This is a genomic window from Paenibacillus xylanexedens, assembly GCF_007680605.1.
Taxonomy (GTDB): domain Bacteria; phylum Bacillota; class Bacilli; order Paenibacillales; family Paenibacillaceae; genus Paenibacillus; species Paenibacillus xylanexedens_B.
Genome location: NZ_VEIO01000001.1, coordinates 562,104 through 587,176, shown reverse-complemented (window position 1 = coordinate 587,176; position 25,073 = coordinate 562,104). Strand labels below are relative to the sequence as shown.

Below are 25,073 nucleotides of genomic sequence, written 5' to 3'. Positions count from 1 at the left end.
GCAAGTTTGTGGTATAATAATGGTGCACCGCTCTTAAATATGTTGTAAGCAGGTTCTGACCTTTACTTTTCACAAAGCCATATGCTTTCCCGATTCGCGCCGAATGACTTACCATTTTGGAATTCGAGTAGGAAAGGGTGATTATTGTGGATATGGAAACGGTAAAACTGTTTGAGATTGTCAACAAATGGTGCCCTGAAATGCTCCCTTTCTTGAAACCGAATGAACTCGACTCACTGATTGTTCTCCGGGATGGGCTGGGCATCCTGGAACAGGGAGATGCAATGGAAATCATTCAGTACAGTATTTGTGAGCATCAGAATGATGTGTATATTCAATAATTTTTTTCAGATCGTTTACGCCGCTTCTTGACGAGGTATTCCTCAGTCAGGGAGCGGTTTTCATTTTTCCCACATGTTTCATAAAAGGATTAATATGGTTAAAAGCACGGAGGCTTTGCTGTATAATTCAAGTATGGAATGTACATAAAGGGAGTGGAAAAGTATGAACATACTATGGGCCTTGTTCGCAATGGCCTTGGGGAGTTTTGGAGGAACGTCGGTAGCTTCGGATCTAAGTCATAGCAATAATAGTCAGTTCGCCTCGTTAAGCAACAGTTTTAACACGGCCGTTATCCAATCACAAAAAGAACAAGTCGCCGTTGATGCTGACAATCCCCCTGCCAAAGTCGATCCGCAACCCGATGCTCCTGTTGTTAAAGGCATATACGTCACAGCGTACAGTGCTGGTGGCGCAAGAATGGCACAACTGCTCGAGCTGACCGATCAGACAGAACTAAATGCTATGGTTATTGATATCAAGGATGATCTCGGGTATATCACATATCCATCCACAGACAAAGCAGTGAAACAAATGGGCGAAGCAAAACCTTTTATTCGGGATATCAATGCCTTGATGAAACGATTAGAGAAACACAAGGTGTATCCTATCGCACGGGTCGTAGTATTTAAGGACACCATTCTAGCAAAAAAGAACCCCGAACTATCCTTTCGTAATAAGGACGGCTCAGTATGGGCCAACGGTAAAGGGGACAGTTTCGTGAATCCTTACAGCAAAGAGGTATGGGATTATAATATTGAAATTGCCAAAGAAGCGGCGAAGCTCGGTTTCAAGGAAATTCAGTTTGACTACGTTCGCTTTCCCGAGGGATTTGAAACACGTGCAGATACATTGAAGTACACACAGACCGATCAATCACGCGTTGACGTTGTCGCCGAATTTGTGCAATACGCACGTAAAGAGCTCGCACCTCTTGGTGTCCGAGTTTCGGTAGATATTTTTGGATATGCAGCCTCTGTGCCGGCAGCCGAAGGTATTGGTCAGGATTTTGTGAAAATATCGGAAAACGTGGATGTCATCTCGCCTATGGTCTATCCAAGTCATTATTCTACCGGCTGGTATGGTGTGAAGGACCCTGACAAAGACCCCTACACTACAATTAAAGGTTCTATGAAGGATACACATAAGAAGCTGGAACCTACTAAAGAACTCAAACCGATCATTCGGCCATGGATTCAGGATTTTACCGCAAGCTGGCTGGGTAGCGGACATTATATCAAATACGGCAAGAAACAGGTCGAAGATCAGATTAAGGCGATGAAAGAAATGAATGTTGATGAATATTTGCTATGGAATGCATCCAATCGCTATACTCCTGGCGTGCAATACAAATAACTTTATTTGCACTTATAGAATTTTATTCGTTCGAACTCATCTGACCGCAGATTTGGTCATGAACTCCATAATCTCGAGCCTCGTCCCGTTTAAAGCGGGAGCGAGGTTTTTTATTTTAATATCCTAGATATTTGTTAAGGTACTATGCTCCTGCTTCATGCCCTTCTCCAGTTGCACTGTTCAAATTCGTAAAAATCCTCTAGAATTAATAGCTGTCTGATATGACATCAGCATGATAACGATATAGATCGCGAGGCACCTTAAGTGAATATGAACACATCGAGCTTTCCGCAAAAAATCAAACAGTTCCTGATTATATTTTTGCCCATCTTCACCACTCAGATTGCGCTTTCGGCCATGTCGTTCTTCGATACGAATATGTCCGGCAAATTTTCACCAGCTGATCTGGCAGGAGTCGCTATAGGCACAAGCCTGTGGATGCCCGTGCAGACCGGACTTAGCGGGATTTTAATGGGGATAACCCCCGTTGTCTCTCACCTGCTCGGCTCCAAGCAACACAATCAGATCGGACGCAGCGTCATTCAGGCGCTCTACCTGGGCATTGCTGTAGGTCTTATTGTGCTAGGAGCAGGCGCTTTATTGCTGAGTCCCATTTTAAACGCCATGCCTCTGGAGCCGCATGTTGCAAATGTAGCGTTTTATTTTCTGTGTGCGCTTGCTTTTGGCATTATGCCTCTGTTTGGATATACGGTTCTTCGCAGTTTTATGGATGCACTTGGGCAGACACGTGTTACCATGCTCATCACACTTGTCTCGCTACCCGTTAATATTTTACTGAACTATCTGCTCATTTTTGGGCGGTGGGGTTTCCCACAATTAGGTGGCGTCGGCGCAGGTGTAGCCACAGCATGTACATATTGGCTTATTTTTCTGATCAGCCTGTTTTTCGCCCATCGTATGGAGCCATTCGCCCAGTATTCTATTTTCCGTCAATGGTCACGGATCTCTCTCAGCAAATGGAAGGAACTCCTGACCATCGGTGTGCCGATCGGATTTGCAACCTTTTTTGAAACGTCTATCTTCGCTGCGGTCACCTTGCTGATGAGCCGATTCGATACGGTCACGATAGCGGCCCATCAGGCAGCACTGAATTTTGCTTCCACGCTGTATATGTTACCTGTGAGCATCTGTATGGCACTCACCATTCTGGTTGGTTATGAAAATGGTGCAGGCCGGCTTAAAGACGCCAAACAGTATAGTTTGCTCGGAATCGGGGGAGCTATTGGGCTTTCCCTGATTACAGCGATCATTTTGCTGGTGTTCGGAGAGTCGATTGCGAGAATTTACTCCAATGAACAGGAAGTAATCACACTAACGCAGCATTTTCTGATCTATGCGATTTTCTTCCAAATTTCCGACGCCATTGCTACGCCTACGCAAGGGGCATTGCGAGGATACAAAGATGTCAATCCTGCATTAATCATTACCTTTGTCGCTTATTGGATTATCGGTCTGCCCGTTGGTTATTTCACAGCAACTTATACTTCACTTGGCGCATTTGGTTATTGGATTGGTCTCATTGCCGGGCTCGCAGCGGGAGCCACAGCGCTGTTGTGGAGACTGTTCCGGGTGCAAAAGCAAGCTTCCCTTCAAGCATAAGCAAACTGCGTTATCCAAACATGTTTTCCCCGCGTAGATGAAGGAGAGCAATCCAATCAAAAAAGAGCACAGCTCCGAATCATACGGAGTGTGCTCTTTTTTTGGATTTGAAAGGGTTTATTGAGACAAGCGTTGTGCAAGCTCATACGTTTCCATATCAAATGCTTTTTTCGTATTAACTACTTTATCGATATCCGTGAGAACCAGCTCACCTTTAATGATTCCACAGCCTTTATCCGTTTCGCCTGCAATCAAGCTACGCACTGCGAAATCGCCCAGACGACTTGCAAGGTTACGGTCGAACGGTGTTGGCGTACCACCACGTTGAATGTGTCCGAGAACGGTAACACGCGGCTCATACGTTGGGCAACGTTCCATCAATTCTTTAGCAACGTCTTCTCCCTTACCTACGCCTTCAGCTACGATAATGATACTGTGGCGTTTGCCATGTGCAAAGTTAGCTTTCATACGCTCCGCTACTTCGTCCATGTCAAAAGGTACTTCCGGCACCAGGATCGTCTCCGCTCCTGAAGCAAGTCCTGCATGAAGCGCGATATCACCGCAGTGACGGCCCATAACCTCAACGATCGATGAACGTTCATGGGAAGACATCGTGTCACGCAATTTGTTTACCGCATCAACCACGACGCTTACGGATGTATCAAATCCGATTGTATAATCGGTGAATGAGATATCATTGTCAATCGTACCTGGCAAACCCATCGTGTTAATGCCAAGCTTGCTCAGTTTGTTTGCGCCATTATATGAACCGTCTCCGCCAATAACAATGAGACCATCAATACCGCGAGCGCGCAAAATATCTGCTCCTTTTTGCTGGCCTTCAGCGGTATAAAACTCTTTACAACGTGCAGATTGCAGAACAGTCCCCCCGCGCTGGATAATATCCCCAACACTGCGCAGATCCATCGGGAAAATGTCATTGTTCAAAAGCCCTTGGTATCCGCGTTGAATACCGAACACTTCCAATCCGTGAAATAGTCCGCTGCGAACAACCGCACGAACAGCCGCGTTCATCCCCTGTGAATCGCCACCGCTCGTTAGCACTGCGATTTTCTTTACTGCTGTCATGATGTTTCTTCCTCCTCTAGTTTCACTTCAGGCTCCGCAACAATACACCTGACTTACATATGCTTCCGTATCCACCGACTGAAAATGAAGAAAAACACACGTGTAATTGGACTGTTCTTCATCAAGCGTTTGGACACGACGCGAACTTCATGCTGTTCGCTGACTTTGGGATCAGACAGGTAAATGGCTATCAGTCCTTCAATAATCATCCGGTGAAAGGAACTTCCCGGAATCTTCTGCACATCACTGCGAGCCATCTCCACAATAAAAGCAATTCGATCCAGCATCATCTCTACATTCTCATAATAATTGCAGAAGTTGAGATCCCCACCAACACGATCCTCATCCTGATCGATCAAATAATCGAGCATGATGTGTAAAGCACATACGTGCGGGAAATAGGCCGTGTGGATCGCAACCGCCTGCTCTTCGGTCAGCTGATCGTCACTTGCAGCGAGAAACAGCATAAATACACCCAGAGTAGAGCCCGTAGCAGCGGCGAATTCGTTCCAGCGAAACTGAGGTGTGCGGTGGCGATGCTCCGACCACCATTCGAGCAAAGCCGTTTCTCTCAGTTCCGGTTTGATGTGCTTATATACCTGCAGGTCCGTGTATAGGCCTGCCAGATCCTGTATTTGGGGCTTGGCTGACGCATATCCCGGAAGCTGACGAGTTAGCTCCTGACATGTCGTCACCAGATTCCGAAGGTACCCACCGTCATCCTGATCCTCACGGAGTGCATAATAATTGACAGGTGTTGCCTCGGGATCTACCGCATCAAGCATAGATTGATGGAGCAAACGAAAGTCAGCGGGGTCCATCGAGGTGCTGCGGTCACACAGATTGTCCAAATAATCACTTATGGTTTGATACGAAACGATTAGCGGAATGAGAATATGTCTATTGGACATATCCGCTAAAGCATAAACCGTTCCACCTTCACAGTGAAATTGCTTATCCCTTAGACTGGCAAGTGCTTGTGTACGTAATTCCTCATTGGGAATCATCTCTGCCTGAGCACGCCATGCATTCAATGCCTTACGCGTTTCCGGAATGGTGTATTTGTACACCCCTCTCATCAATGCCAGCGGTCCTCGCGGGTACTGATGACGTTTTCGATTTGATTGGCTCAAAATAAATGTGCCTCCACTTTGGTTGAATACGTATTAGAGCGATTTTAACCATTCCTATTATAATATGATCCCCTTAATTGTACAAATGATCTGCCGCATAAACCGCGTAAAAAATCGCATCCCCGTCCAAAGCTTTATGATATACTATGCATATTTCTATCCATCAAAGGAGTCGTTGACATGTCGTCAGATGAACCACTTTCGTGGAGACGGTTATTTTCTTTTTTTGTGCCACTTGGCATATCCGCCTCTCTAGTCACCATATCTCATGTAATCATCAACAGCACACTTGCACGCTCTGCTCATCCAGAGACGGTTATTGCAAGTTATGCCATTGCAGGAAGTTTGCTGACCCTCACGGAGCGTCCCTCCACTTTGCTGCGCCAAACCTGTTCCGCACTGGTTCGTGACCGTCTCTCTTTTCAGGCTCTTACATTCGTGACCAAAATATTTCTGGCATGCGTATTGCTGATCGGATTTCTTATCGTGTATTCACCCATTGGTACCGGTGTGTTCAAATATTTATTTGGCGTCAGCCCGGATCTGCTGAGCAAAGTGATCGACGTTTACGAGATCCTGATGTACGTTAGTATTTTTTCTGTCATCCGGAATATTTATCAAGGCATTATCATCACGAACAACCGAACCAAATGGCTCACGATCGGCATGGTATTCAGGTTATCAGGTATGTATGGTTTATCCCTCTACTTCATCTATACAGACTCCATTAACAGTGGTCGTGTAGGCGCTATCATCTTTGCTGCGGGAATGATGATTGAAGCTCTGATCAGCTACTTGGAAGGCAGAAACATTATGAGAAAAATGCCTGCCAAGCTTGAGGATCATCCTGTTGAGAGCAAGGGAGATGTGTATCGCTTTTACAAACCACTGTTATTATCCAGTTTTGTAGCCCTGTTTATCGGTCCTGTCATTAACATTGTGCTCGGTAAAACAACGGGAATCGCACTGGCTATCTCTTCTTTTGCTGTAGCGAGCAGTCTGATGCAGCTCATGTTAAGCTTTTTCACCTATATTCATCAGATCGTGCTCAACTTCTATCTGATCGATGCCAAACTCGTTAAGAAATTCGCGCTTGTTACAGGTTTCATTCCGTTCGCGATGACCGTATCCATTGCGTATACCCCTCTGGGGCCATGGGTATTCGAAAATATCATGAGCGTTCAGGGCCAGCTACTGGAGCAAAGTCTCTGGACACTTCGCGCTTTTGTGCTCTTTCCGCTGATCTCTCCTTTTTTGGATTTCAGCAATGGTTTGATTCTGCTTCGCGGACAGACCAAAACGATGTTTCGTTCGCAGAGCGCCAATGCGATTTGCACGATTGTTGTTCTGCTCGTGCTGGTAAGCATTTTTCCCGCTTGGAACGGTATGATCGGGGCAGCCGCCCAATCCCTTGGTTTGCTTGCAGAGCTTGTTATTGTCTGGCTGGTCATCCGGCGCACGCAAAAAGAACCAACGATGTCTATACCGCCATCTCGCGGCTCTTCATCCCTGAAAGGGTAACCCACATTGGAAAACCCTATTATACCCATGAACAAAATTATCGGGTTTATTGTAGGCATTGAAATTAAGGAATAACCTGAATCAGAATTAAGAATGGAGTCTCTCATCATGAAATTAAGTCATACGGCCCGGCCAGATCAGAACTGGCTCCGGGCTCTGATGTTCACTATCTTTGGTTCTACCGCACTCGTTGTATCGTACTTCCAGCTTTACTTCAGCCACCTTGGCTTCAGCCCCGCCGAGATTGGTTACCTGTATGGCATCGGACCGCTCATTTCTGTATTCTCCAATATGTTCTGGAGCATGGCGAGTGATAAATACAAGACCGTACGGAAAGTGATGATCCTACTGCTCGGCGGCCAGCTGATCACTGGAATCCTGCTTGCCAACGCATCAAGCTTTGGCGAAGTATTTGTCCTTGTAACTCTATTTTACTTTTTCTATTATCCGGTCTACCCACTGTCGGATACGATGGCAATTACAACGGCGAATAAATATGGTCGAAATTTCACGTCCATTCGAGTGTTCGGCTCCATCGGATATGCTTTTTTTGCCCTTAGCATCGGTTATGTCCTTGGCTCGTTTGGCTCCGAATGGACGATGTGGATCTGCATTAGCCTTGCAGCTGTGACCTTACTGATCAGCTTCCAATTACGGGACCAGCCTGCTGGTAACAGTAGCCGAATGGATTTATCCGGGCTGTGGGCTATCTTGAAACGCCGGGATGTTCTTGCATTTTTCGGCTGTGTGTTTCTACTGGCTATGGGTCATCGGATGAACGAAGCCTTTCTGACGATCACACTCAAAGATTTGGGTGCAAGTGAAGGATTGATCGGCTGGTCCTTGCTCATCTCTTCAGTAAGTGAGATCCCGATATTTTTGTTGCTGAGCAAATACGGAAACAAATATAAGGAGCTTCCACTCCTCACCTTAGCGGCCTTGATGTATACCATTCGTTTACTACTCATGTCTGTCTCGCATACACCGGCAGCCGTTGTTCTCATTCAAACGATGCACAGCGTGACTTTCGGTATTTTTTATGTCACTGCGGTTCGTTATATCACCCGACTCGTTCCCGATAATTTTCGAGCAACGGGCATGGCTTTATTTACGATTGTGTGGTCTAGCGCTTCCGGACTATTAAGCGGCACCTTGGGTGGCTTGTTATTAGAGCTTACAGGACGTCAGACGTTCTATCTTACTGCGATGGGCTTTGCTTTGGCCGCATTGATTGGTTTCGGATTTCAATTGTTACGCACCACAACGCATCGTTCCACATGAGCGGTGCAAAACCAAAAAAAGCACAGTCTCCAAATGGGGACTGTGCTTGTGTTTGTGATGTTCAGCTATAATCGATCATTTATAAGAAGTCCGTGAATGACGGAAAAATCTTACAATTTAGTAACGTTAGCTGCTTGAGGACCACGGTTTCCATCAGTGATTTCGAATTCTACCGCTTGACCTTCTTCCAATGTTTTAAAGCCGTCGCCTTGGATTGCGGAGAAATGTACGAATACGTCCTCGCCGCCTTCAACTGAAATAAAGCCATAGCCTTTTTCTGCGTTAAACCATTTAACTGTACCTTTCAAATGAACAACCTCCTAAAAATATCGCCATCTATGGCGAATATCCTTATTATACTGTATGGGCTTCCATTTTGCAATTTATCTTTTCCATAATTGATGAAAAAATTTGCTTTGCATCGTAGGGTACGGTATCATTTTACCAAAACCGTTAGTTTGGAGACTACCTATGATAAAAAAACACGAAATATACAAAACAGACAAGTGGAATATGATGACTGTGGAAGTACAAGGCAAGTATCTCGTTCTCCGGGAAATATCCGAAGAGTGGGGCGAAGAATGCCACACGTTCCTCAGCCGTCCTGCATTAATGCATTGGGCAGAGCGTCGTTTTCCGAAAGAGGATTTTGAAAATCGCGAAGAGGAATGGCGTGCGCTAATGGCTGCCTTCAAGGGAGTTTAATCGATGCAGCTTGATTCAGGCAATGTTGTTATCTTCATTATCCTTGCCTTCGCACTGGGGTTTGCGTTGATTCTAGGACGTAATTCCGTCCCGGATCGTCTAAGAAGAGGAATGGCACTAATCGCTACGTTACTCGTTTGTTTTGCCTTTTTCCTCATCGTATATTACCTCGTTAACATGGGAGCCTGATACACTATACTAAATGTGTTTACACGCAGTTTAAGGCGCTCAAATATTTCAGCTGTGCCTAGGTCATACTATACGAAGTTATTGGGAATTCATTTTTCTGAGTTATTCGTATGGTAAGGAGGAAAGCCGTTGAAATATCAGAAGTCGTTATCTGTTCTTCTGGCTCTTAGTCTGATTCCTTCGTCTCCTGCTGCACAAGCACAGGAGACGAAGGCGGATATGCCCATAATTTCAGCACATAATCAAAGGAGGATTCCCATGAGTAAATTATTGAAACGTTCCGAGGTGCCAGCCGAGCATACATGGAAACTGGAAGATTTATTTGCCGATCAGAAGGCTTGGGATCAGGAGTATGAAGAAGTATCTTCTATGATAAAAAAAGCCTCCGAATTTCAAGGTAAATTGAATCAGCCTGACGTGCTTAAAGCCAGCTTCGAATTCGAAGACGAAATCGGACTCAAGCTTGAACGGCTTTTCGTATATGCTCGCATGCATCAAGATGAAGACACAGCTAATCCTACATATCAAAGCCTGTCCCAAAAAGCCCAGAAACTCGGAGTACGGGTAGGCGAAGCTCTTTCCTTTTTCACACCCGAGATTCTTTCTTTGCCGGATTCAGAGCTTGACGCCCTTATTAAGAATGAGAAGCTCTCCGCATATACCTTTACCTTGGAAGAGATGAAACGGGAAAAGGCCCACGTGTTAAGCCAGGCGGAAGAAGCACTACTTGCACAGGTCGGCAATCTGTCTCAAGCACCGCAGACCATCTTTAGCATGCTGAACAATGCAGATCTTAAGTTTCCACGAATTCAAGATGAGAACGGAAAAGAAGTCGAACTGACACATGGTAGCTACATTCAGTTTCTGGAGAATCCTAACCGTGAAGTTCGGGAACGTGCTTTCAAAGCAGTATATGAAACCTATGCCAAACAGAAAAATACGATTGCCGCAGCGCTGAATGCCAACGTAACCAAAAATATGTTTTATGCCAACGTGCGGAAGTATCCTTCAGTCATGGAAATGAACCTGTATGGTGACAACATCCCAACGGAGGTGTATAACAACCTGGTAGACACGATTCATGAAAGTCTTCCACTCTTACACCGTTATATGGATCTCCGTAAAAAACTGCTGGGCGTGGATCAACTGCATATGTATGATCTATTCGCTCCACTTGTGGATGAGTACAAGATGGACATCACCTATGAAGAAGCTAAAAAAACAGTCAAGGAAGGTCTGGCGCCGCTTGGCAAAGAATATGCAGAGGCTCTTCAGGCTGGATATGATAATCGTTGGATTGATGTGTACGAAAATGAGAACAAACGCTCAGGTGCTTATGCATGGGGTGCTTATGGCACTCACCCGTATGTACTGCTCAACCATAAGGACAATCTGAACAGCATGTTCACATTGGCACATGAAATGGGTCATGCGTTGCATTCCCATTATTCGGATACAACCCTTTCGTATCGTGATGCACAGTATACAATTTTCCTTGCAGAAGTAGCATCAACGACAAACGAGGCACTACTCATGGACTACATGTTGAATAAATCAACAGATCCAAAGGAAAAACTGTATTTACTTACGTATTATGCAGATCAGTTCCGGACTACGGTATTCCGCCAGACCATGTTCGCCGAGTTTGAAAAAATTATTCATGAACGTGCTGAACAAGGCGAAGCTCTTACACCACAGTTACTGTCAGAAATTTATTATGATCTCAATGTACAATACCATGGCAAAAATATGGTCGTTGACAAAGATATCGAGATGGAATGGGCACGTATTCCCCACTTCTATAACAGCTTCTATGTGTATAAATACGCTACAGGCTTTTCGGCAGCGACCAGCTTCTCGAAGCAAATTCTGGAAGAAGGTCAACCTGCAGTCGATCGTTATCTCGGATTCCTGAAGAGCGGTGGAAGTGATTACTCCATCAATATTTTGAAAAAAGCAGGTGTGGATATGTCAACACCACAGCCGATTCGCGAAGCGATGAGTGTATTCAAAGAATTAATCGAGCAGATGGAACAGTTAACCAAATAAGGTTGCAATCCCCTGTAATCTAATCCCTTGCCCCGGGCGGGCAAGGGATTTTATAATCAAGCGAGATGCAGTACGCTTGAAAAAGGGTAATGCATTCTAGTTCGCATTTGGTTCACAACAAGGAGGCAACATCATGAAAATGCAATGGGCACTTATCGCAGGTCTTGTTTTTGCACTGCTTACAGGAATTTTCGCAGTCATCAATGTAGATTCTGTTCAGGTTAATCTGCTGTTTAATACGGTTCGGGTTCCATTGATTTTGCTGATTTTAGGCTGTACTTTAATTGGCGGTATCATTGTAGGTTCTTACGGGATTTACCGTCAATATCGACTGCAACGGGAGAATAAACGCCTGCACCTGCGCGTAGCTGAGTTGGAAGCTTCTGTAGCCAGCGCTACTACACCCATTTCGTACGATAACATGGATTCCACCCGCTCAACTGAACCTGAACACGACCACCAGTTGCACAACGATTCAATCCAGACTCAGCAAAAAGGCAACAATACAGGTACGTTGTAGAGATCAATCAGAAACAGCCTGCTGGTAGATCGGAATGGACATACATTCCCCCAGACAGGCTGTATTCTGTTTGACCTGTACCTGCAAGACAAAGGAGGAAAATAATGATGAGTTTTACTATTGATGAATCTTACGTTCTGTCTTTTTTGAAAAAATTACTGGATACACCCAGTCCTAGCGGATACACCCACCACATTATCGAGATGATTCGCAAGGAAGCGGGTTCCCTGAACATTTCCTGTGAACTGAACAACAAAGGCGGAGCTATGCTCACCTTGCCCGGTGAAGACCCTTCCAGAACCATTGCTTTAAGTGCGCATGTGGACACGCTTGGTGCCATGGTGCGGTCCATCACTTCTTACGGCACGTTAAAACTGACCTCTGTTGGCGGTTTTACGATGCATAGCATTGAGAATGAGTATTGCTCCATTCACACTAGAGACGGCAAGGTCTATACGGGAACGATTCTTTCTCTGCATCCATCCGTACACGTATACCCTGATGCTCGTACGTTTGAACGCTCGGAAAATCATATGGAAGTCCGGATTGATGAAGTGGTATCGTCCAAGGAGGATGTATTAAAGCTAGGTATTAGTGTAGGTGACTTTATCTCTTTTGATGCCCGGGCTGTCATTACACCAAGCGGTTACATCAAATCTCGCCATCTCGATGACAAAGCCAGTGTCGCTGCCCTGTTTGGTATTCTTGAATCCGCTCATCGTGAAGGCTGGAAGCCTGTACATAATGTTTCTCTGCTAATCTCAAACTATGAAGAAGTTGGACACGGAGCGGCATATATTCCGGCAGAAATCAGCGAAATGATCGCTGTGGATATGGGTGCCATGGGTGATGATCTTAGTTGTAAAGAAACGGATGTGTCCATCTGTGCAAAAGACTCTTCCGGTCCTTATGACTACGATATGACAAGTCGCCTAATTGAGCTAGCCAAACAGGATGGCATGGACTACGTGGTAGACATTTATCCGCAATACGGCTCTGATGGCAGTGCTGCCTTGCGCGGAGGAAATAATATTCGCGCTGCCCTGATTGGCCCAGGCGTTCACGCTTCTCATTCTATGGAGCGCACGCATAAAAGCGCGGTAATCAATACAGCCAAGCTACTTGCAGCATACATTACTACGAAGTAAGGAATTTAGGGTAGCTTACTTCTTAAATCACAATCACTTTGTTTATTGCTTTGATGCATTTCATTCAGTTCGTTAAATTAAGCCATGCTCAATATTAAAAAGGACACATTCTTTCACCGCATAAACAGCGTGTGAAGTTGTGTCCTTTATTATTTGAACCATGTAGCCACAATAGGTACATCTCATGATCAGGCCTGTTCCACGTACTCTCTATACCGGCGTTCCTGAGCCTGAAGCCGGGCTTCGTGATCCTTGATCTCTCCCTGTAAAACCTGTATTGTCTGTCGTACCATGCTAAGTCCATGCTTCACCTGTTTCTCGGCGCTACGAATTTTATCCTGAATCATCCAATCCACAAAGAAGTTATCAAAGAAATAGTCCGCAAAGGACAGCAGACCGCCCAAATTCAAATCTGCGTTTACCGCCATCTCTACGTCTTCTAATTCCTTCTGAAAACGACGCAGGCGCTTACCCGCATCCATAATAGCCACCTGAGCATCATCCATACGGCTGCGCTTGATATGCGTGGAGATTGCACCTCCCCCCATCATGTCATAGATCCCCCAATTTCCTGCTGATTCTAAAGCTTTCTCTGCACGCTCAAGCGCATATACCAAGTAATCTCCTTCTCTGAGAGCTTCGTTAAGCTCCTGAAGCTCACTCGCCAGATGTTCCTGATCTTCGGCCAATTGTTGCAGTTCTTCATCCTGCTTAAGTAGATTTTGTTCTTTTTTCCCCCATAAAATTAGGTAGTCACTCTCCCAGAACTTATACTGCGATTGTCTTTGAAGCTCTTGTTCAACTTGAATCCGTTGCTCTTGTACATCCTGTAACATTCGGCAAGCCGTATCATAAGCTGATTTGCTCTCCAGCAGTTCAAGCTCTTCTTTCTCCAAACGTTCCGTCTTCTTGCCGATCAGATCATAGAAAAATGAGGCCAAGCTCATGCCGTTCAGCCGATCCACGTCCTTCTGTTCCTTCTGAAGAGCTATGGTGCAATGTTCCACTTTCGCTTCCCACTGTCTCTCCTCCTCTTGGAGCTTATGAAGTCGTTTTGTCCATTTTTCGTAGATTCTTCCTTTTTCCTTAAGTATGGCGAGTTGTTCATTGATATCATTATTGATCAATTTCAAGCTCTCCCCCTTCTATGGAATTCATTACTAATAAAACGTAATAAACAAGGGTAACGTTTCATCTTTTATGTTCAATGTCTGGATTCATCTATGTTTTTAAAGCAAAAATGCCTCCTCCAAGGCGGCACTAAGCCGCCTGATGAAGAAAGGCATTGGTATGGTATAGTATGGTTTGTTTGTTTGACGTCAACCAAATCAAGATTTGTTTTGCTCAATCTGCTCTGCTAGCTCGTTTAGTACAGTCCAGCGCTCCATCAATTCGTCCAAATGACGCTCTGCCTCAGCCTGTTCCGCCATTAACTCTTGCAGACGGGCTGAATCACTAAAGGCTTCCTCCATCTCCTTGTTAATCCGGGCAAGGTTCGCTTCAGCCTTTTCGATATTTTCGTCGATTTGATCGTATTCGCGCTGTTCCTTGAAGCTGAATTTCAATTTAGGTTTTACCTGCGTTGTAACCGGAGTCGAAGCTTCAACGCTTTTCTCAGTGACCTGTTTCTTGGACGCACTCGCACCGCTATCTTGATTCCCAGCGGCATTTTTCAGCATCCATTCCGCATATTCACTATAATCACCCACGTGCACACGCACAGCGCCGTTCCCCTCAAACGCCAGCACTTTGTCCACTGTACGATCAAGGAAGTAACGATCATGGGATACAACGAACACAACGCCCGGAAAATCATCAAGATAATCTTCAAGCACGGCAAGTGTCTGAATATCCAAGTCATTAGTCGGCTCATCCAGTAGCAGTACATTCGGAGCGGCCATCAAAATGCGAAGCAGATACAAACGACGTTTCTCTCCGCCAGACAACCTAGCAATCGGCGTCCATTGGGAGGTGGGGTTGAATAAAAAGCGCTCTAGCATCTGGGAAGCAGTGATCAATGAACCATCTGCTGTTTTTATATTTTCAGCCACTTCCTTGATGTATTCGATCACTCGCAGCGTTTCATCCATCTCCTGATGCTCTTGTGTGAAATAACCCAAGTTCACTGTTGGCCCCAGGACAACCTCTCCAGCGTCTGGCAACAAACGGCCTGAAATCATCTGTAATAAAGTAGACTTACCACTACCGTTCGGGCCTACAATCCCTACGCGATCGCCAGGCACAGCAATATAGCTGAGATCGTCGATCAGCTTGCGGCTATCGACAGATTTGGAGAGATGCTCAATCTCCAGTATCTTTTTCCCCAGACGCGTAGAACCAACAGACACTTCCAGAGAGCCCGAGCGTTGGACACCCTGCTGATCTTTCAGTTGTTCGAAGCGATCAATTCTCGCTTTTTGTTTTGTCGTCCGTGCTTTAGCTCCGCGACGAATCCACGCAAGTTCGGTTCGCAACAGATTCTTGCGCTTTTGTTCTGAAGCCGACTCCCGTTCTTCCCGTTCAGCCTTCAGCTCCAGAAACCGCGTATAATTCGCCTCATATCGGAACAAACGCCCGTGATCAAGCTCCAGCATGACATTGGCCACACGATCCAGGAAGTAGCGATCATGCGTAATCATAAGTAATGCGCCCCGGCGTTTCTGCAAATATTGCTCCAGCCACACGACGGAATCATTATCGATATGGTTCGTAGGCTCATCGAGAATGAGCAATTCGCAAGGATGGATTAACGCGGAAGCAAGCGCAACCCTTTTTCGTTGTCCACCTGACAATGTCCCCATAAGTGCATCGAATTGCTGTATACCCAGCTTGGATAAAATGCTCTTCGCTTCACTCTCCATCTGCCAAAGCTGAAGTTGCTCCATTTGTTGGTTCAGGCGCATCAGACGTTCATTCAAAGCCGGATCCGATGGGTTTAATTCGAGTAATTCCATCGTTTCCGTGTACTCACGCACGGTTCTCATCTCGGCGCTATCACCTTCAAACACTTGTTGCAATACGGTGTTGTTCGAATTAAAATCCGGATTTTGCGCCAGAAACTGCACGCGTACATCATTGCCGATGGAAATCTGTCCCTCATCTGCAGGCTCCATACCTGCAATAACTCGTAAAAACGTCGATTTACCGGTACCGTTTACACCAACAACACCGATTTTATCCTGATCTGCCATACCAAACGAAGCATCCTTAAACAGGATTTTCTCGCCATAACTTTTTGCAATCTGTTCTACCGTCATTATATTCATTGCACGTTACCCACACTTCTCTATAATTTGAAATGCTCTATCCTCTATCAGCTATCCTCTACTACATGATCTTGCATACCAGCTTATACTCGCAGAAAGGAACGGCATCCGTCCAAAAACAACGCCGCGGCAAAAGCAATTCGTTTGTTCAGATCTTGTTCATTAAAAGCTGGATTCAGCATAATATCCATCTTCAGCCGATCCAGAATGCCGATATACGCTTCAGCCAGCAGCACAGGCTCAGGTACACCTGCACTTTCCAAAACCCTGCATACCATGCTCATATACTCGTTCATAAAAGCTTTCATAAACTTCATCAAATCCGGATCATTATTGGGTGCCATAAAAAATAACTTCGTATGATTGCGCCGTTCATAATAATACGTCAGATGTGTCTTGGCGATCGCGCCAAGCTTGTCCCCCGTGTTCTCGTGCGCTTGCAATGCATACTCCAGACGACTGATAAAACTGTTACAATCCCGCTTGGATACAGCGACAAACAGTTGTTCCTTGCTTTTAAAATATAAATAAATCGTGCCTTTGGCAATGCCAGCCTCATCAGCAATATCGGACATTTTAGTCTCATAGAATCCTTTCGATCCGAATATGCCGTAGGCCGCATCCAAAATCGCCTCCGATTTGTCTCCCTGTACCGTATTCAACCTGCATCCCCTCCCTACAACGCCAAAATACTACCTAATCCTATAGCTATACATGCACCAATCACAGAACTGAGCACATTGACCAGATCATTACTCATCCAGTTCCAGCCCCGAGCCTGTATTGTTGGCTGACCACAATGTTCATGAACTTCAACCTCTCGGCCACATACTGTGCATCGATACATCTTTTGCACGGTTGCACCGAGATAGGAATCAGCGAACGCTCCTGCTAGTCCACCAATCAGTCCAACCAGAGTCCAGCCAAACCAGCCTGTTTGTTCCAATCCGCTAATCGACGCAAAGGCAAAAGCCCCGGTACCAATGACAATACCGCCGAGCGCAGCAGCTGAACTCCCTAACATAGAAACGCCTCCCGAGGCTCCGGGGGTTAACACCTTCCATGTGAGTATAGATCGAGGGGGCTTACGACTGAGACTTCCGATTTCGGTTGCCCATGTATCCGAGGTGACCGTTGCCATAACTCCGATAAAAGCATACAACCACGCTGGATGCGGCATGATCCAGTTTGCCAGACATAAGAGCATACCTATACCGCCATTGGCCATCACTTGCCCGGCATCCCGGTTTCCTGTCTTGGCATAAGACTTCTCCATCTCCTGCTTGCGATCTTTGCGAAACCTGGAAAGCAGTGTTGACGTGATAAAAAATAACAGCAGTGTGCCAAACCAGAACAGATTTCCTGCCCCGTAATATATCGTACCCATCAGAATTGCAGCAAGGCATCCAGACAGGGTTAGCGATTTCTTTGCATAAGCGGCCCCCGCTACCAGAGAAGCGCACACAGCACCAATAATCCAATCCATAGGTTCTCCTGCATGTGACATTAATACCGTGCACATGACGTTTATATATTTTTGAAAGTTAATTATACCACGGTTTTACGCCAAAGCAGAAACTGAACATGCCACAGACAAAACCTTATTCATTTTTAAGTTTTACTTCAGGTTTCCGAGTTACAATAAGTTTAGCTCAAACAACAAGATCAATTGAACAACTACAATTCGGTTTATACACAACAATACAAAACAAAACAAAACAAGGAGCATAATAACGATGAATATGAAAAGAGTTTTTATTCTAGGCACAATGATTGTTACAATGTCTTTCGCTGGTTCTGCATGGAGCAAATCTACCATCTCCCCCATTCCCGAACCCAAATGGTCGATTGTCGATCTGGAGAACAGCAATGAGAATGAAGATGATGATTTGCTTAGTGCACTGAACCAGGCTTCAGAAGAGGAACTGGCGGAGAAACTCTATCAGGGTCATTCACTACGAACAATTGCCGAGAGTAGCGGTGGAGATTTTGCCAAGGCCCTTGCCATTCAGATCAAACAGCTTCAGTCACAGCTGGATGAGCGCCTTGCTAGCGGAAGTATCAGTTCTGAGCAGCACGCTCTTCAGTCCCTGGAAATTGCAGAGTTGCTCACAGAGAGTGCAAACAAAACATATATCTAGTTCCCGTTACACTTCAATCTATAAAAACTTCAAGGCAGCGCAACGCAAAAAAGGAGCGCATAATCACGCTCCTCCTGTTAACACGAATCTATTTGATTCTGTTTGCGCTCGGTGGCATAAACCTTATGGCTTACAGCGTTGATTCAATTACTCCGCTGCCTTGATCGTACATGCTCCCAATGAATCACCGGCCCACGCAAGCTCTAGCATATCTCCCGGTTGCGCAGCTCCCACTCCCTCAGGTGTACCTGTAAAAATAATATCTCCCGGCCCCAGGCCATAATGATGACCTACATAATCTACAATATCTTGTAAACTGAAAATCATGTTGACGATATTGCCGCGCTGAACTTGAACACCATTCTTCGTCAAAGTGAAATCTTTTTCGAGAAGTGCTACTGCTCCAGGAAATGTTTGAAAGCTTGTGATGGGTGCGGAGTTTTTAAACCCTTTGGCGGCCGTCCACGGGTGTCCCTTTTTCTTAATCACGGTCTGTACATCACGGAGCGTAAAATCAATACCGAACGCATAGGCATCGACCAGTTCATCGACATGCGCTCCCGGCTTGTAATCCTCACCAATGCGAATGACCAATTCAGCCTCATAATGAACTTCGCCTTTAGAAGCTGGCAATTCTAAACTTCCTCCATTCAATGGCACAACCGCGTGAGAAGGCTTCATAAAAATCATCGGTTCATCCGGAACCGCATTACCAAGCTCCTCCGCATGAAGCTTATAATTTCGTCCTACACAATACACATTGCGAATATTCGTCAACATAGAGTTGCAACCACCTTTACTGGATTCATTACTTCGTTCATTGCTTTGTTTGTTAGTTCGATTACAGCCTTACAATTAAGGTCTGAAAAAGCGGCTACTCGTCTCCTGAAACGCATCTTCCCAAACATCAGGACGATTGGTACATATCATCACATCTGGATCGATGGCAGCCAGCTTTTTCATACTTGCCTTGTCATCCACTGTCCACGCCATCACTCGAATGCCGGCAACATTCATCTCGTTCATTAATGCTTTGTCTACATTGGTGTATCCGATGGAGAGGAACGTGCAATGCATTTGTTTCAATGCTACAAGCAGATCCCCGGGTTTGGCATCAATGATGAGACCCGTTTCTAATTCAGGCGCAAGCTTTTTCACTTCAACCAGTGCTGCCGGCTCAAACGACGTGATGACAACATCATGCTGCATATGTCTTTTTCTAATTTCGTGAATCACCGCTGCAGGCAAACCCGGATACATGTCTCCTTGTGTTTTCAATTCGATGTTTAATCGAACTTTGCCACAGGAACGATCCAAGAGTTCGCTCAGGGAAGGTATACGCTCCCCCGTGTAGTTCTTGCCTTTCCATGATCCTGCATCCAGTTGTTTCAAGACAGACCAATCGGTATCCTTCACTCGACCCTTACCATTCGTCGTACGTTCCAATGTGAAATCATGGATTACCACAGGCACGCCGTCCCGGGATAATTGCACATCCAGTTCCATCCACTGGACTTCCGGTCTTTCCATCGCCATATTAAATGCGGCCATCGTGTTCTCTGGTGCAATGGAAGAAAATCCACGATGCGCTACACACAGATTGTTCATCATCATCTCTCCTCAGCAAAACGCTACTTAGTTGGGTACTACAGTTCCATCTGCGTTCACTCGAATGCCTGATGACATCTTAGCCATCTGCTCCAGCAGAAGTCGGTTCGCCTCATCAAGCATTGGCACAGCCTGCCCAAGAGCAGCCTCATACGGAATCACTTTCATACTACACACCGCTTCGCGACTGCAACGTGCCTGAAAGACAGCTGTTTTCCACGTTTCTTCATTCGTCGATTTTGTAAAAATAAAATTCCCCGTACTATATGCAACCCATTTGCCTTTATAGTACTCAAGCCCCTGCAAAACATGAGGATGACCGCCAATAATCAGATCGGCTCCCGCATCCACAAACTCGTGCGCAAGCCTCGTTTGATCGGCATTCGGGGTACTTACACGCTCTTCCCCCCAATGCGCGACGACGATAACCAGATCAGCCTTCTTCCGGGCCGACTGAATCGCTGCGATCGCTCTTGTGGAGTCATACGCTTCCGCTACGCCTGCCCGATTCCCGTCTGCCTTCCAGCTAGCCACAGGAACAACCCGACTGAACCCAAGCAAGGCAATTTTCATGCCTTTGCGCTCAAAATAGGCAGGTTCATAAGCCTCAGTACCATTCATACCCGCGCCAGCATGTGCGATGCCGTAATCATTCAGATACGTTAACGTATCGACCAGCCCTTCCACACCTTGATCCAGAATGTGATTGTTTGCCAGATTAACGGCATCAAACCCTGCCGCAGACATCGCTTGCAACGCTTTAGGTGAGGATTTGTAAACATAGGTTTTATCCGCAGCCCCCGTACCACCATGGGTCACCGGAGTCTCCAAATTACCGATCGTTAGATCGTCATTCTGAAACATAGAGCCAAGCTTGGCAAAAGGATAATCATATCCGTTCTTCTCCAGCAATTCTGCGACTTTTCCGGAAAATTGAATATCGCCGACAAAATGAATGGTTACATCCTTGGATGAATCAGATGTTGGCGTTCCCTTATTGCCATCTGTCTTACCCGAGGTTCCTTTTCCAGTAGTGGTGGCAGACTTTGTTCCCGTTGAAGGCTTTTCACCGCCTGCCCCGGAAATTTCATTGGTACCCGATTCCGAGTTATCTACAGTACCATCTGGCTTCCCATCTACCGGAGCAACATCTTTACCCGGTGTCTCAGCTGGATCATCATCTGGCTCGGACTGCTTCAATGCATCCCCGCCCTTATCGTCAGCTCCCGAGGGCGGCCGTTGTTGCACGACCTCTGAATTGGCAGGCTGGGACGGTTGCTGTTCACGTGTGTTCAAAAGGTAATATAAGCCGATAAGACCAATGGCTACAATCAATATTACATTCACAATCCTGATTTTTGTATTACGGGTTCGTCTTACTTTTTTCTTTTCTGAGCTTCGCTGTGATCTTGGGGGATACATAAGCAACTCCTCTTCTTAACAATAGATCCATATAAATACCATTATATCAAGCATATTCTGGATGTACATCCTATAAAAAAGGCCGTCCCTTCTGTAGATGTTGCTACATTGGAGACGGCAGATCTATAATTCATACTTTTAGTTCGTCGAAGTCAGCTGTGCCGAGGCCTGTATGGACATTTCTTTCGCTTGTCTGATGCAATCTGGTAACCCGACACCCTCATAACCAGCCCCTGCAATGTAAACACCCGGAAGTTTATCTCCAAGCTCTTTCCGAAGGTTAGCGAGGTGCTGAAGATGGCCGACAGGATACTGCGGCATCGATTTACGCAATCTGGTAATCTCGGAGAAAATGGGTGTTGCTTGAATACCCATCGTTTCTCTCAGATCTTTCATGACCAGCTCCGTAAGTGCCTCATCGGGAAGCTCCACATTCTGTTCATCTCCAGAGCGGCCAACATAACAACGAAGCAAAACTTTGTCGTCCGGGCTGGTATGCAGCCATTTGGTAGATGTCCATGTGCAGGCCGTAATATTACGTCCTTCTTTTCGTGGCACCAGGAACCCTGAACCGTCGAAGACATGTTCCACTTCTTTTTTCTCAAAGGCAAGAACGACATTAGCAACAGATACATAATTGATTGCATCCAGCGCCGATGTATCCACATGCGGTTTTAAAAGCCCAGAAGCCACATAGGTCGGCACGGTGATTACAACGTCATCTGCTTCCAAAAATTGTCCGTTATTGAGTTCAACCCGATATCCGGCGTCCTGTCCATCCACACGCTCCAAGGATTGGGCTCCCGTATTCAAACGCTGATCCACATCATGAAGCTCATGTACAAGCGCATGCACAAGACTTTGCAACCCCTGACGGAAGTTCAGAAACGCACTCCGTTTGGTGCCTGTATGTGTCTCGGTCGGTTTGCGTCCTGTCATCATGCCTCGGATTAAGCTGCCATAATCCCTCTCCACCTCTCCGAACTGCGGGAAGGTCGCTTGTAAGCTGAGCTTTCGCATATCTCCTGCATAAATGCCTGCCAGAAGCGGCTCAGTCAGGTTTTCCAGCACTTCCGGGCCAAGCCTGCGCTCAATCATATAACCGAGAGATTCATCCTCTGTTGTACGTTTGGGTGGAATAATAAAATCCATCAGCGCTCGCAGCTTGCCTGCCGGAGAGACCAGCCCGCTTTTCAAAAAAGGCTTCAGTTCTGTCGGGATGCCTAACACCAGACCCGCTGGCATGGGATGAAGCTTACCGCGCTGCATAATGTATGTTTTCTTCGACTCCGGGTTTTGGCTGACAAGTTCATGATCCATCTCCAGTTCCTTTGCCAGATCAATCATCGCTGTTTTGCGAGCCAGGAAAGAGTCAGGACCCTTCTCGATGACAAATCCGTCCCGATGCAACGTTTCGATCATGCCGCCCATAGACGAACTCTTCTCAAGCAAGGTTATCGCCGGTTCAAAACCAGCTTCCCTGTAATGCTTGCGGATATAAAATGCCGCGCTGAGGCCCGTCAGGCCCCCGCCGACAATAACAATACGTCTTTTCTTGTCTTCCATTAGTTATCAGACCCTTGCTGCCATTGGCTAATAATAGAGTCGCTCAATGTCTCCATGTACAACGGGTCACTATTAAGCGAATCGATGCGCATCAATCGCATGTCCATTTCTTTAGCAATCGCTTTGGCTTCGATGTCGAGATCATACAACACTTCCAGATGGTCTGAAACAAATCCAATAGGAGCCACAAGTACATCTTCCACTTGTTCGCGCGAAAGCTCTTGGAGTGTGTCCAGAATGTCTGGGCCGAGCCAAGGCTCGGCAGTTCGTCCGGCACTTTGCCAAGTGAACTGCCAGTTCGCAATCCCCACTCGGGAAGCGATGGCCTCGGAAGTTTCCAGCAATTGATTCGGATAAGGATCTCCCATGTCCACAATGCGGGCGGGCAGACTGTGAGCACTGAATAACACTTTCACATCTCCACGCTTCGCACCCGCTTCCTCAAATGCATCAAGCTTCGCACTTACTCGCGTGGAAAGAGCCTGAATGAGCTTCGGATGCAAATGATAACTTTCGATGAAGGACATCTGGATACCAAGCTCTTCGGCTTTTTCTCGTGCACGTTTGATGTAACTCCCCACACTCATCGTGGAGAAATGAGGCGCAAGCACAATGCCGATAGCGGTCTGAATGCCATCCTTCGCCATCTGTTCCACACCATCCTCAATAAAAGGATACGCATGTTTTAGTCCTTGATAACAGCGGAACTCAATCTCGCCGCGACGTTCATCCTTTTGCAACGTCTCCTGAAGGTTTTTCACCTGGTTATCCGTATTTTCACGCAACGGGAAAACACCGCCAACAATTGCTTCATAGCGATCTGTCAGCTCTTTCAGTTGTTCCGGCTCAGGCGGACGCCCTCTGCGGATATGCGTGTAATACGCCTCAACACTTTCCATATTTTCAGGTGTGCCATACGACATCACCAGTACGCCTACAGTATTAGTCATTACTTACCGTCACTCCCGTCTTCAAAGCTTCTGTTGAATATTCATGAATATATGCTGTGAGTTCTTTTAATTTATCAAGAGAAGCTTCGGGGAACAAGCCGTGTCCCAGATTGAAAATATAACCCGGGTCCTTGATACCTTCATCTATGATTACTTTTGCCTGTTCTTTAATTAACTCCATTGGCGCAGTCAGGATGTAGGGATCCAGATTACCCTGCACCGCAAATTTCCCACCTAAACGCCTGCGTCCTTCCGATACGGAAACTCTCCAGTCCAGTCCGATGACATTCGCCTGCAAGTCCTGCAGGGTTGGCAACAACTCACCCGAGGCCACACCAGGGAAATAAATTTTCGGTACATTCAAATCGGATAATTCGGTAAAGATACGAGTAATCGTAGGCAGCACGTACGTTTTGAAATCTTTGGGAGAGAGCGCCCCTACCCAGCTGTCAAACAACTGGAATGCCTTACCGCCATTTGCGATATGAGCACGAATATATGTAATGACCATATCGCCAAGCTTCTGCATCAGTTTGTGCCATACTTCCGGCTCGCTGTACATCATCGTTTTCGTTCGAATATATCCTTTGGAAGGTTGACCTTCGATCAGATAACTTGCAATCGTAAACGGTGCCCCGGCAAATGTAATTAGCGGAACGTCAAGTTCCTTGTCCAGGATACGAATGGTTTCCAGAATGTGAGACAAGTCCCCTTCCACGTCGATGGGACGCAGACGATCTACATCGGCAGCCGAACGAATGGGGTTATCAATCACCGGACCTATATTTTTCACAATGTCAAAATCAATGCCAAGCGAAGCAACCGGATTCATAATATCGGAATACAAAATAGCCGCATCCACACCCAGTTTACGTACAGGCATGAGTGTAACTTCAGCCGCCAGCTCAGGTTGCTGACATATTTCAAGCAAGGAGTACTTTTCTTTGATTTTGCGATATTCAGGATCGTAACGTCCAGCCTGCCGCATATACCATACCGGCACACGGTCAACCTGCTGTTTGAAACTTGCCCGAATCAGTCGATCATTATAGCTCATGTAAGAAGCCTCCAATAGTTTTTGGACTCATAACTACCATTATGCCCTTTTTAAACAGCAGTAACAACCATATGGGGATGTGTTCCAAGTGACAATACTATGACATTCGTTAC

The 25,073-nt window shown here is 46.1% G+C and carries 24 protein-coding genes; 11 read left to right on the top strand and 13 right to left on the bottom strand.

Going from position 1 to position 25,073, the window contains the following annotated elements:
- Positions 1–152 precede the first annotated feature (152 nt).
- The 3 genes from FS818_RS02740 (at position 153) to FS818_RS02730 (ending at position 3,315) form a co-directional block, all read left to right on the top strand.
- Complete coding sequence (locus FS818_RS02740; protein WP_174812284.1) at positions 153–341, top strand: hypothetical protein; 189 nt, start codon at positions 153–155, stop codon at positions 339–341.
- Between the two features lie 163 nt (positions 342–504).
- Positions 505–1,695: a putative glycoside hydrolase gene (locus FS818_RS02735; RefSeq protein ID WP_145329383.1), complete on the top strand. Its 1,191-nt coding sequence runs from the start codon at positions 505–507 to the stop codon at positions 1,693–1,695.
- A 270-nt stretch (positions 1,696–1,965) separates the two neighbouring features.
- On the top strand, positions 1,966–3,315 hold the full coding sequence (locus tag FS818_RS02730; protein ID WP_145329380.1) for an MATE family efflux transporter: 1,350 nt from the start codon (positions 1,966–1,968) through the stop codon (positions 3,313–3,315).
- A gap of 117 nt (positions 3,316–3,432) precedes the next feature.
- On the opposite strand, the gene pfkA is transcribed toward FS818_RS02730, so the two are convergent.
- Both pfkA and FS818_RS02720 read right to left on the bottom strand, forming a co-directional pair.
- Positions 3,433–4,404 carry a 6-phosphofructokinase gene (gene pfkA, locus FS818_RS02725; protein ID WP_090924724.1) on the bottom strand — a complete coding sequence of 324 codons (972 nt, stop codon included), beginning with the start codon at positions 4,402–4,404 and terminating at the stop codon, positions 3,433–3,435.
- Between the two features lie 53 nt (positions 4,405–4,457).
- Positions 4,458–5,537 (bottom strand): tetraprenyl-beta-curcumene synthase family protein, encoded by a 1,080-nt coding sequence (locus FS818_RS02720; protein ID WP_186375396.1) that lies wholly within the window; start codon positions 5,535–5,537, stop codon positions 4,458–4,460.
- A 180-nt stretch (positions 5,538–5,717) separates the two neighbouring features.
- Between FS818_RS02720 and FS818_RS02715 the strand changes: the two genes are divergently transcribed.
- Both FS818_RS02715 and FS818_RS02710 read left to right on the top strand, forming a co-directional pair.
- Entirely contained in the window at positions 5,718–7,058 is a 1,341-nt protein-coding gene (locus tag FS818_RS02715) for a polysaccharide biosynthesis protein (RefSeq protein WP_145329377.1), read from the top strand.
- 108 nt (positions 7,059–7,166) lie between these two features.
- Positions 7,167–8,339 (top strand): MFS transporter, encoded by a 1,173-nt coding sequence (locus FS818_RS02710; RefSeq protein WP_145329374.1) that lies wholly within the window; start codon positions 7,167–7,169, stop codon positions 8,337–8,339.
- Between the two features lie 110 nt (positions 8,340–8,449).
- On the opposite strand, the gene FS818_RS02705 is transcribed toward FS818_RS02710, so the two are convergent.
- Positions 8,450–8,647, bottom strand: coding sequence for a cold shock domain-containing protein (locus FS818_RS02705; protein ID WP_056700251.1), 198 nt, complete (start codon positions 8,645–8,647; stop codon positions 8,450–8,452).
- A 163-nt stretch (positions 8,648–8,810) separates the two neighbouring features.
- Here FS818_RS02705 and FS818_RS02700 point away from each other — a divergent pair, with 163 nt between their 5' ends.
- The 5 genes from FS818_RS02700 (at position 8,811) to FS818_RS02680 (ending at position 12,950) form a co-directional block, all read left to right on the top strand.
- On the top strand, positions 8,811–9,044 hold the full coding sequence (locus FS818_RS02700) for a hypothetical protein (protein WP_090924721.1): 234 nt from the start codon (positions 8,811–8,813) through the stop codon (positions 9,042–9,044).
- A gap of 3 nt (positions 9,045–9,047) precedes the next feature.
- On the top strand, positions 9,048–9,233 hold the full coding sequence (locus FS818_RS02695) for a hypothetical protein (protein ID WP_090924720.1): 186 nt from the start codon (positions 9,048–9,050) through the stop codon (positions 9,231–9,233).
- Between the two features lie 258 nt (positions 9,234–9,491).
- A complete protein-coding gene (gene pepF, locus FS818_RS02690) occupies positions 9,492–11,282 on the top strand; it encodes an oligoendopeptidase F (protein WP_145329371.1) in 1,791 nt (596 codons plus the stop codon).
- 133 nt (positions 11,283–11,415) lie between these two features.
- Positions 11,416–11,802, top strand: a complete 387-nt coding sequence (locus FS818_RS02685; protein WP_145329368.1) for a LapA family protein — start codon at positions 11,416–11,418, stop codon at positions 11,800–11,802.
- A gap of 107 nt (positions 11,803–11,909) precedes the next feature.
- Positions 11,910–12,950, top strand: coding sequence for a M42 family metallopeptidase (locus FS818_RS02680; protein WP_145329365.1), 1,041 nt, complete (start codon positions 11,910–11,912; stop codon positions 12,948–12,950).
- A 188-nt stretch (positions 12,951–13,138) separates the two neighbouring features.
- Here FS818_RS02680 and FS818_RS02675 read toward each other — a convergent pair whose 3' ends face one another.
- The 4 genes from FS818_RS02675 to FS818_RS02660 form a co-directional block, all read right to left on the bottom strand.
- Entirely contained in the window at positions 13,139–14,083 is a 945-nt protein-coding gene (locus FS818_RS02675; protein WP_145329362.1) for a hypothetical protein, read from the bottom strand.
- Positions 14,084–14,278: 195 nt separating this feature from the next.
- Positions 14,279–16,216 (bottom strand): ABC-F family ATP-binding cassette domain-containing protein, encoded by a 1,938-nt coding sequence (locus tag FS818_RS02670; RefSeq protein ID WP_145329359.1) that lies wholly within the window; start codon positions 16,214–16,216, stop codon positions 14,279–14,281.
- 83 nt (positions 16,217–16,299) lie between these two features.
- The gene (locus FS818_RS02665) at positions 16,300–16,878 is read right to left on the bottom strand and encodes a TetR/AcrR family transcriptional regulator (protein ID WP_145329356.1); all 579 of its coding nucleotides are present in this window, start codon (positions 16,876–16,878) and stop codon (positions 16,300–16,302) included.
- Between the two features lie 14 nt (positions 16,879–16,892).
- Positions 16,893–17,702, bottom strand: coding sequence for a DUF92 domain-containing protein (locus tag FS818_RS02660; protein WP_145329353.1), 810 nt, complete (start codon positions 17,700–17,702; stop codon positions 16,893–16,895).
- A gap of 250 nt (positions 17,703–17,952) precedes the next feature.
- On the opposite strand from FS818_RS02660, the gene FS818_RS02655 reads away from it, so the two are divergent.
- Positions 17,953–18,357 (top strand): hypothetical protein, encoded by a 405-nt coding sequence (locus FS818_RS02655; RefSeq protein WP_145329351.1) that lies wholly within the window; start codon positions 17,953–17,955, stop codon positions 18,355–18,357.
- A 147-nt stretch (positions 18,358–18,504) separates the two neighbouring features.
- On the opposite strand, the gene FS818_RS02650 is transcribed toward FS818_RS02655, so the two are convergent.
- The 6 genes from FS818_RS02650 to hemE all read right to left on the bottom strand — a co-directional run bounded on the left by FS818_RS02650 (position 18,505) and on the right by hemE (position 24,960).
- The gene (locus FS818_RS02650; RefSeq protein WP_145329347.1) at positions 18,505–19,137 is read right to left on the bottom strand and encodes a fumarylacetoacetate hydrolase family protein; all 633 of its coding nucleotides are present in this window, start codon (positions 19,135–19,137) and stop codon (positions 18,505–18,507) included.
- Between the two features lie 75 nt (positions 19,138–19,212).
- A complete protein-coding gene (locus tag FS818_RS02645) occupies positions 19,213–19,965 on the bottom strand; it encodes a glycerophosphodiester phosphodiesterase (protein ID WP_145329344.1) in 753 nt (250 codons plus the stop codon).
- A gap of 27 nt (positions 19,966–19,992) precedes the next feature.
- Positions 19,993–21,387 (bottom strand): CapA family protein, encoded by a 1,395-nt coding sequence (locus FS818_RS02640; protein WP_145329340.1) that lies wholly within the window; start codon positions 21,385–21,387, stop codon positions 19,993–19,995.
- 138 nt (positions 21,388–21,525) lie between these two features.
- A complete protein-coding gene (gene hemY, locus FS818_RS02635; protein ID WP_145329337.1) occupies positions 21,526–22,953 on the bottom strand; it encodes a protoporphyrinogen oxidase in 1,428 nt (475 codons plus the stop codon).
- Positions 22,953–23,903 (bottom strand): ferrochelatase, encoded by a 951-nt coding sequence (gene hemH, locus FS818_RS02630; protein ID WP_145329334.1) that lies wholly within the window; start codon positions 23,901–23,903, stop codon positions 22,953–22,955. Before hemH ends, hemY begins: the two co-directional genes overlap by 1 nt.
- Entirely contained in the window at positions 23,896–24,960 is a 1,065-nt protein-coding gene (gene hemE, locus FS818_RS02625; protein ID WP_145329331.1) for a uroporphyrinogen decarboxylase, read from the bottom strand. The genes hemH and hemE overlap by 8 nt, the downstream gene beginning before the upstream one ends.
- Positions 24,961–25,073: the final 113 nt, after the last annotated feature.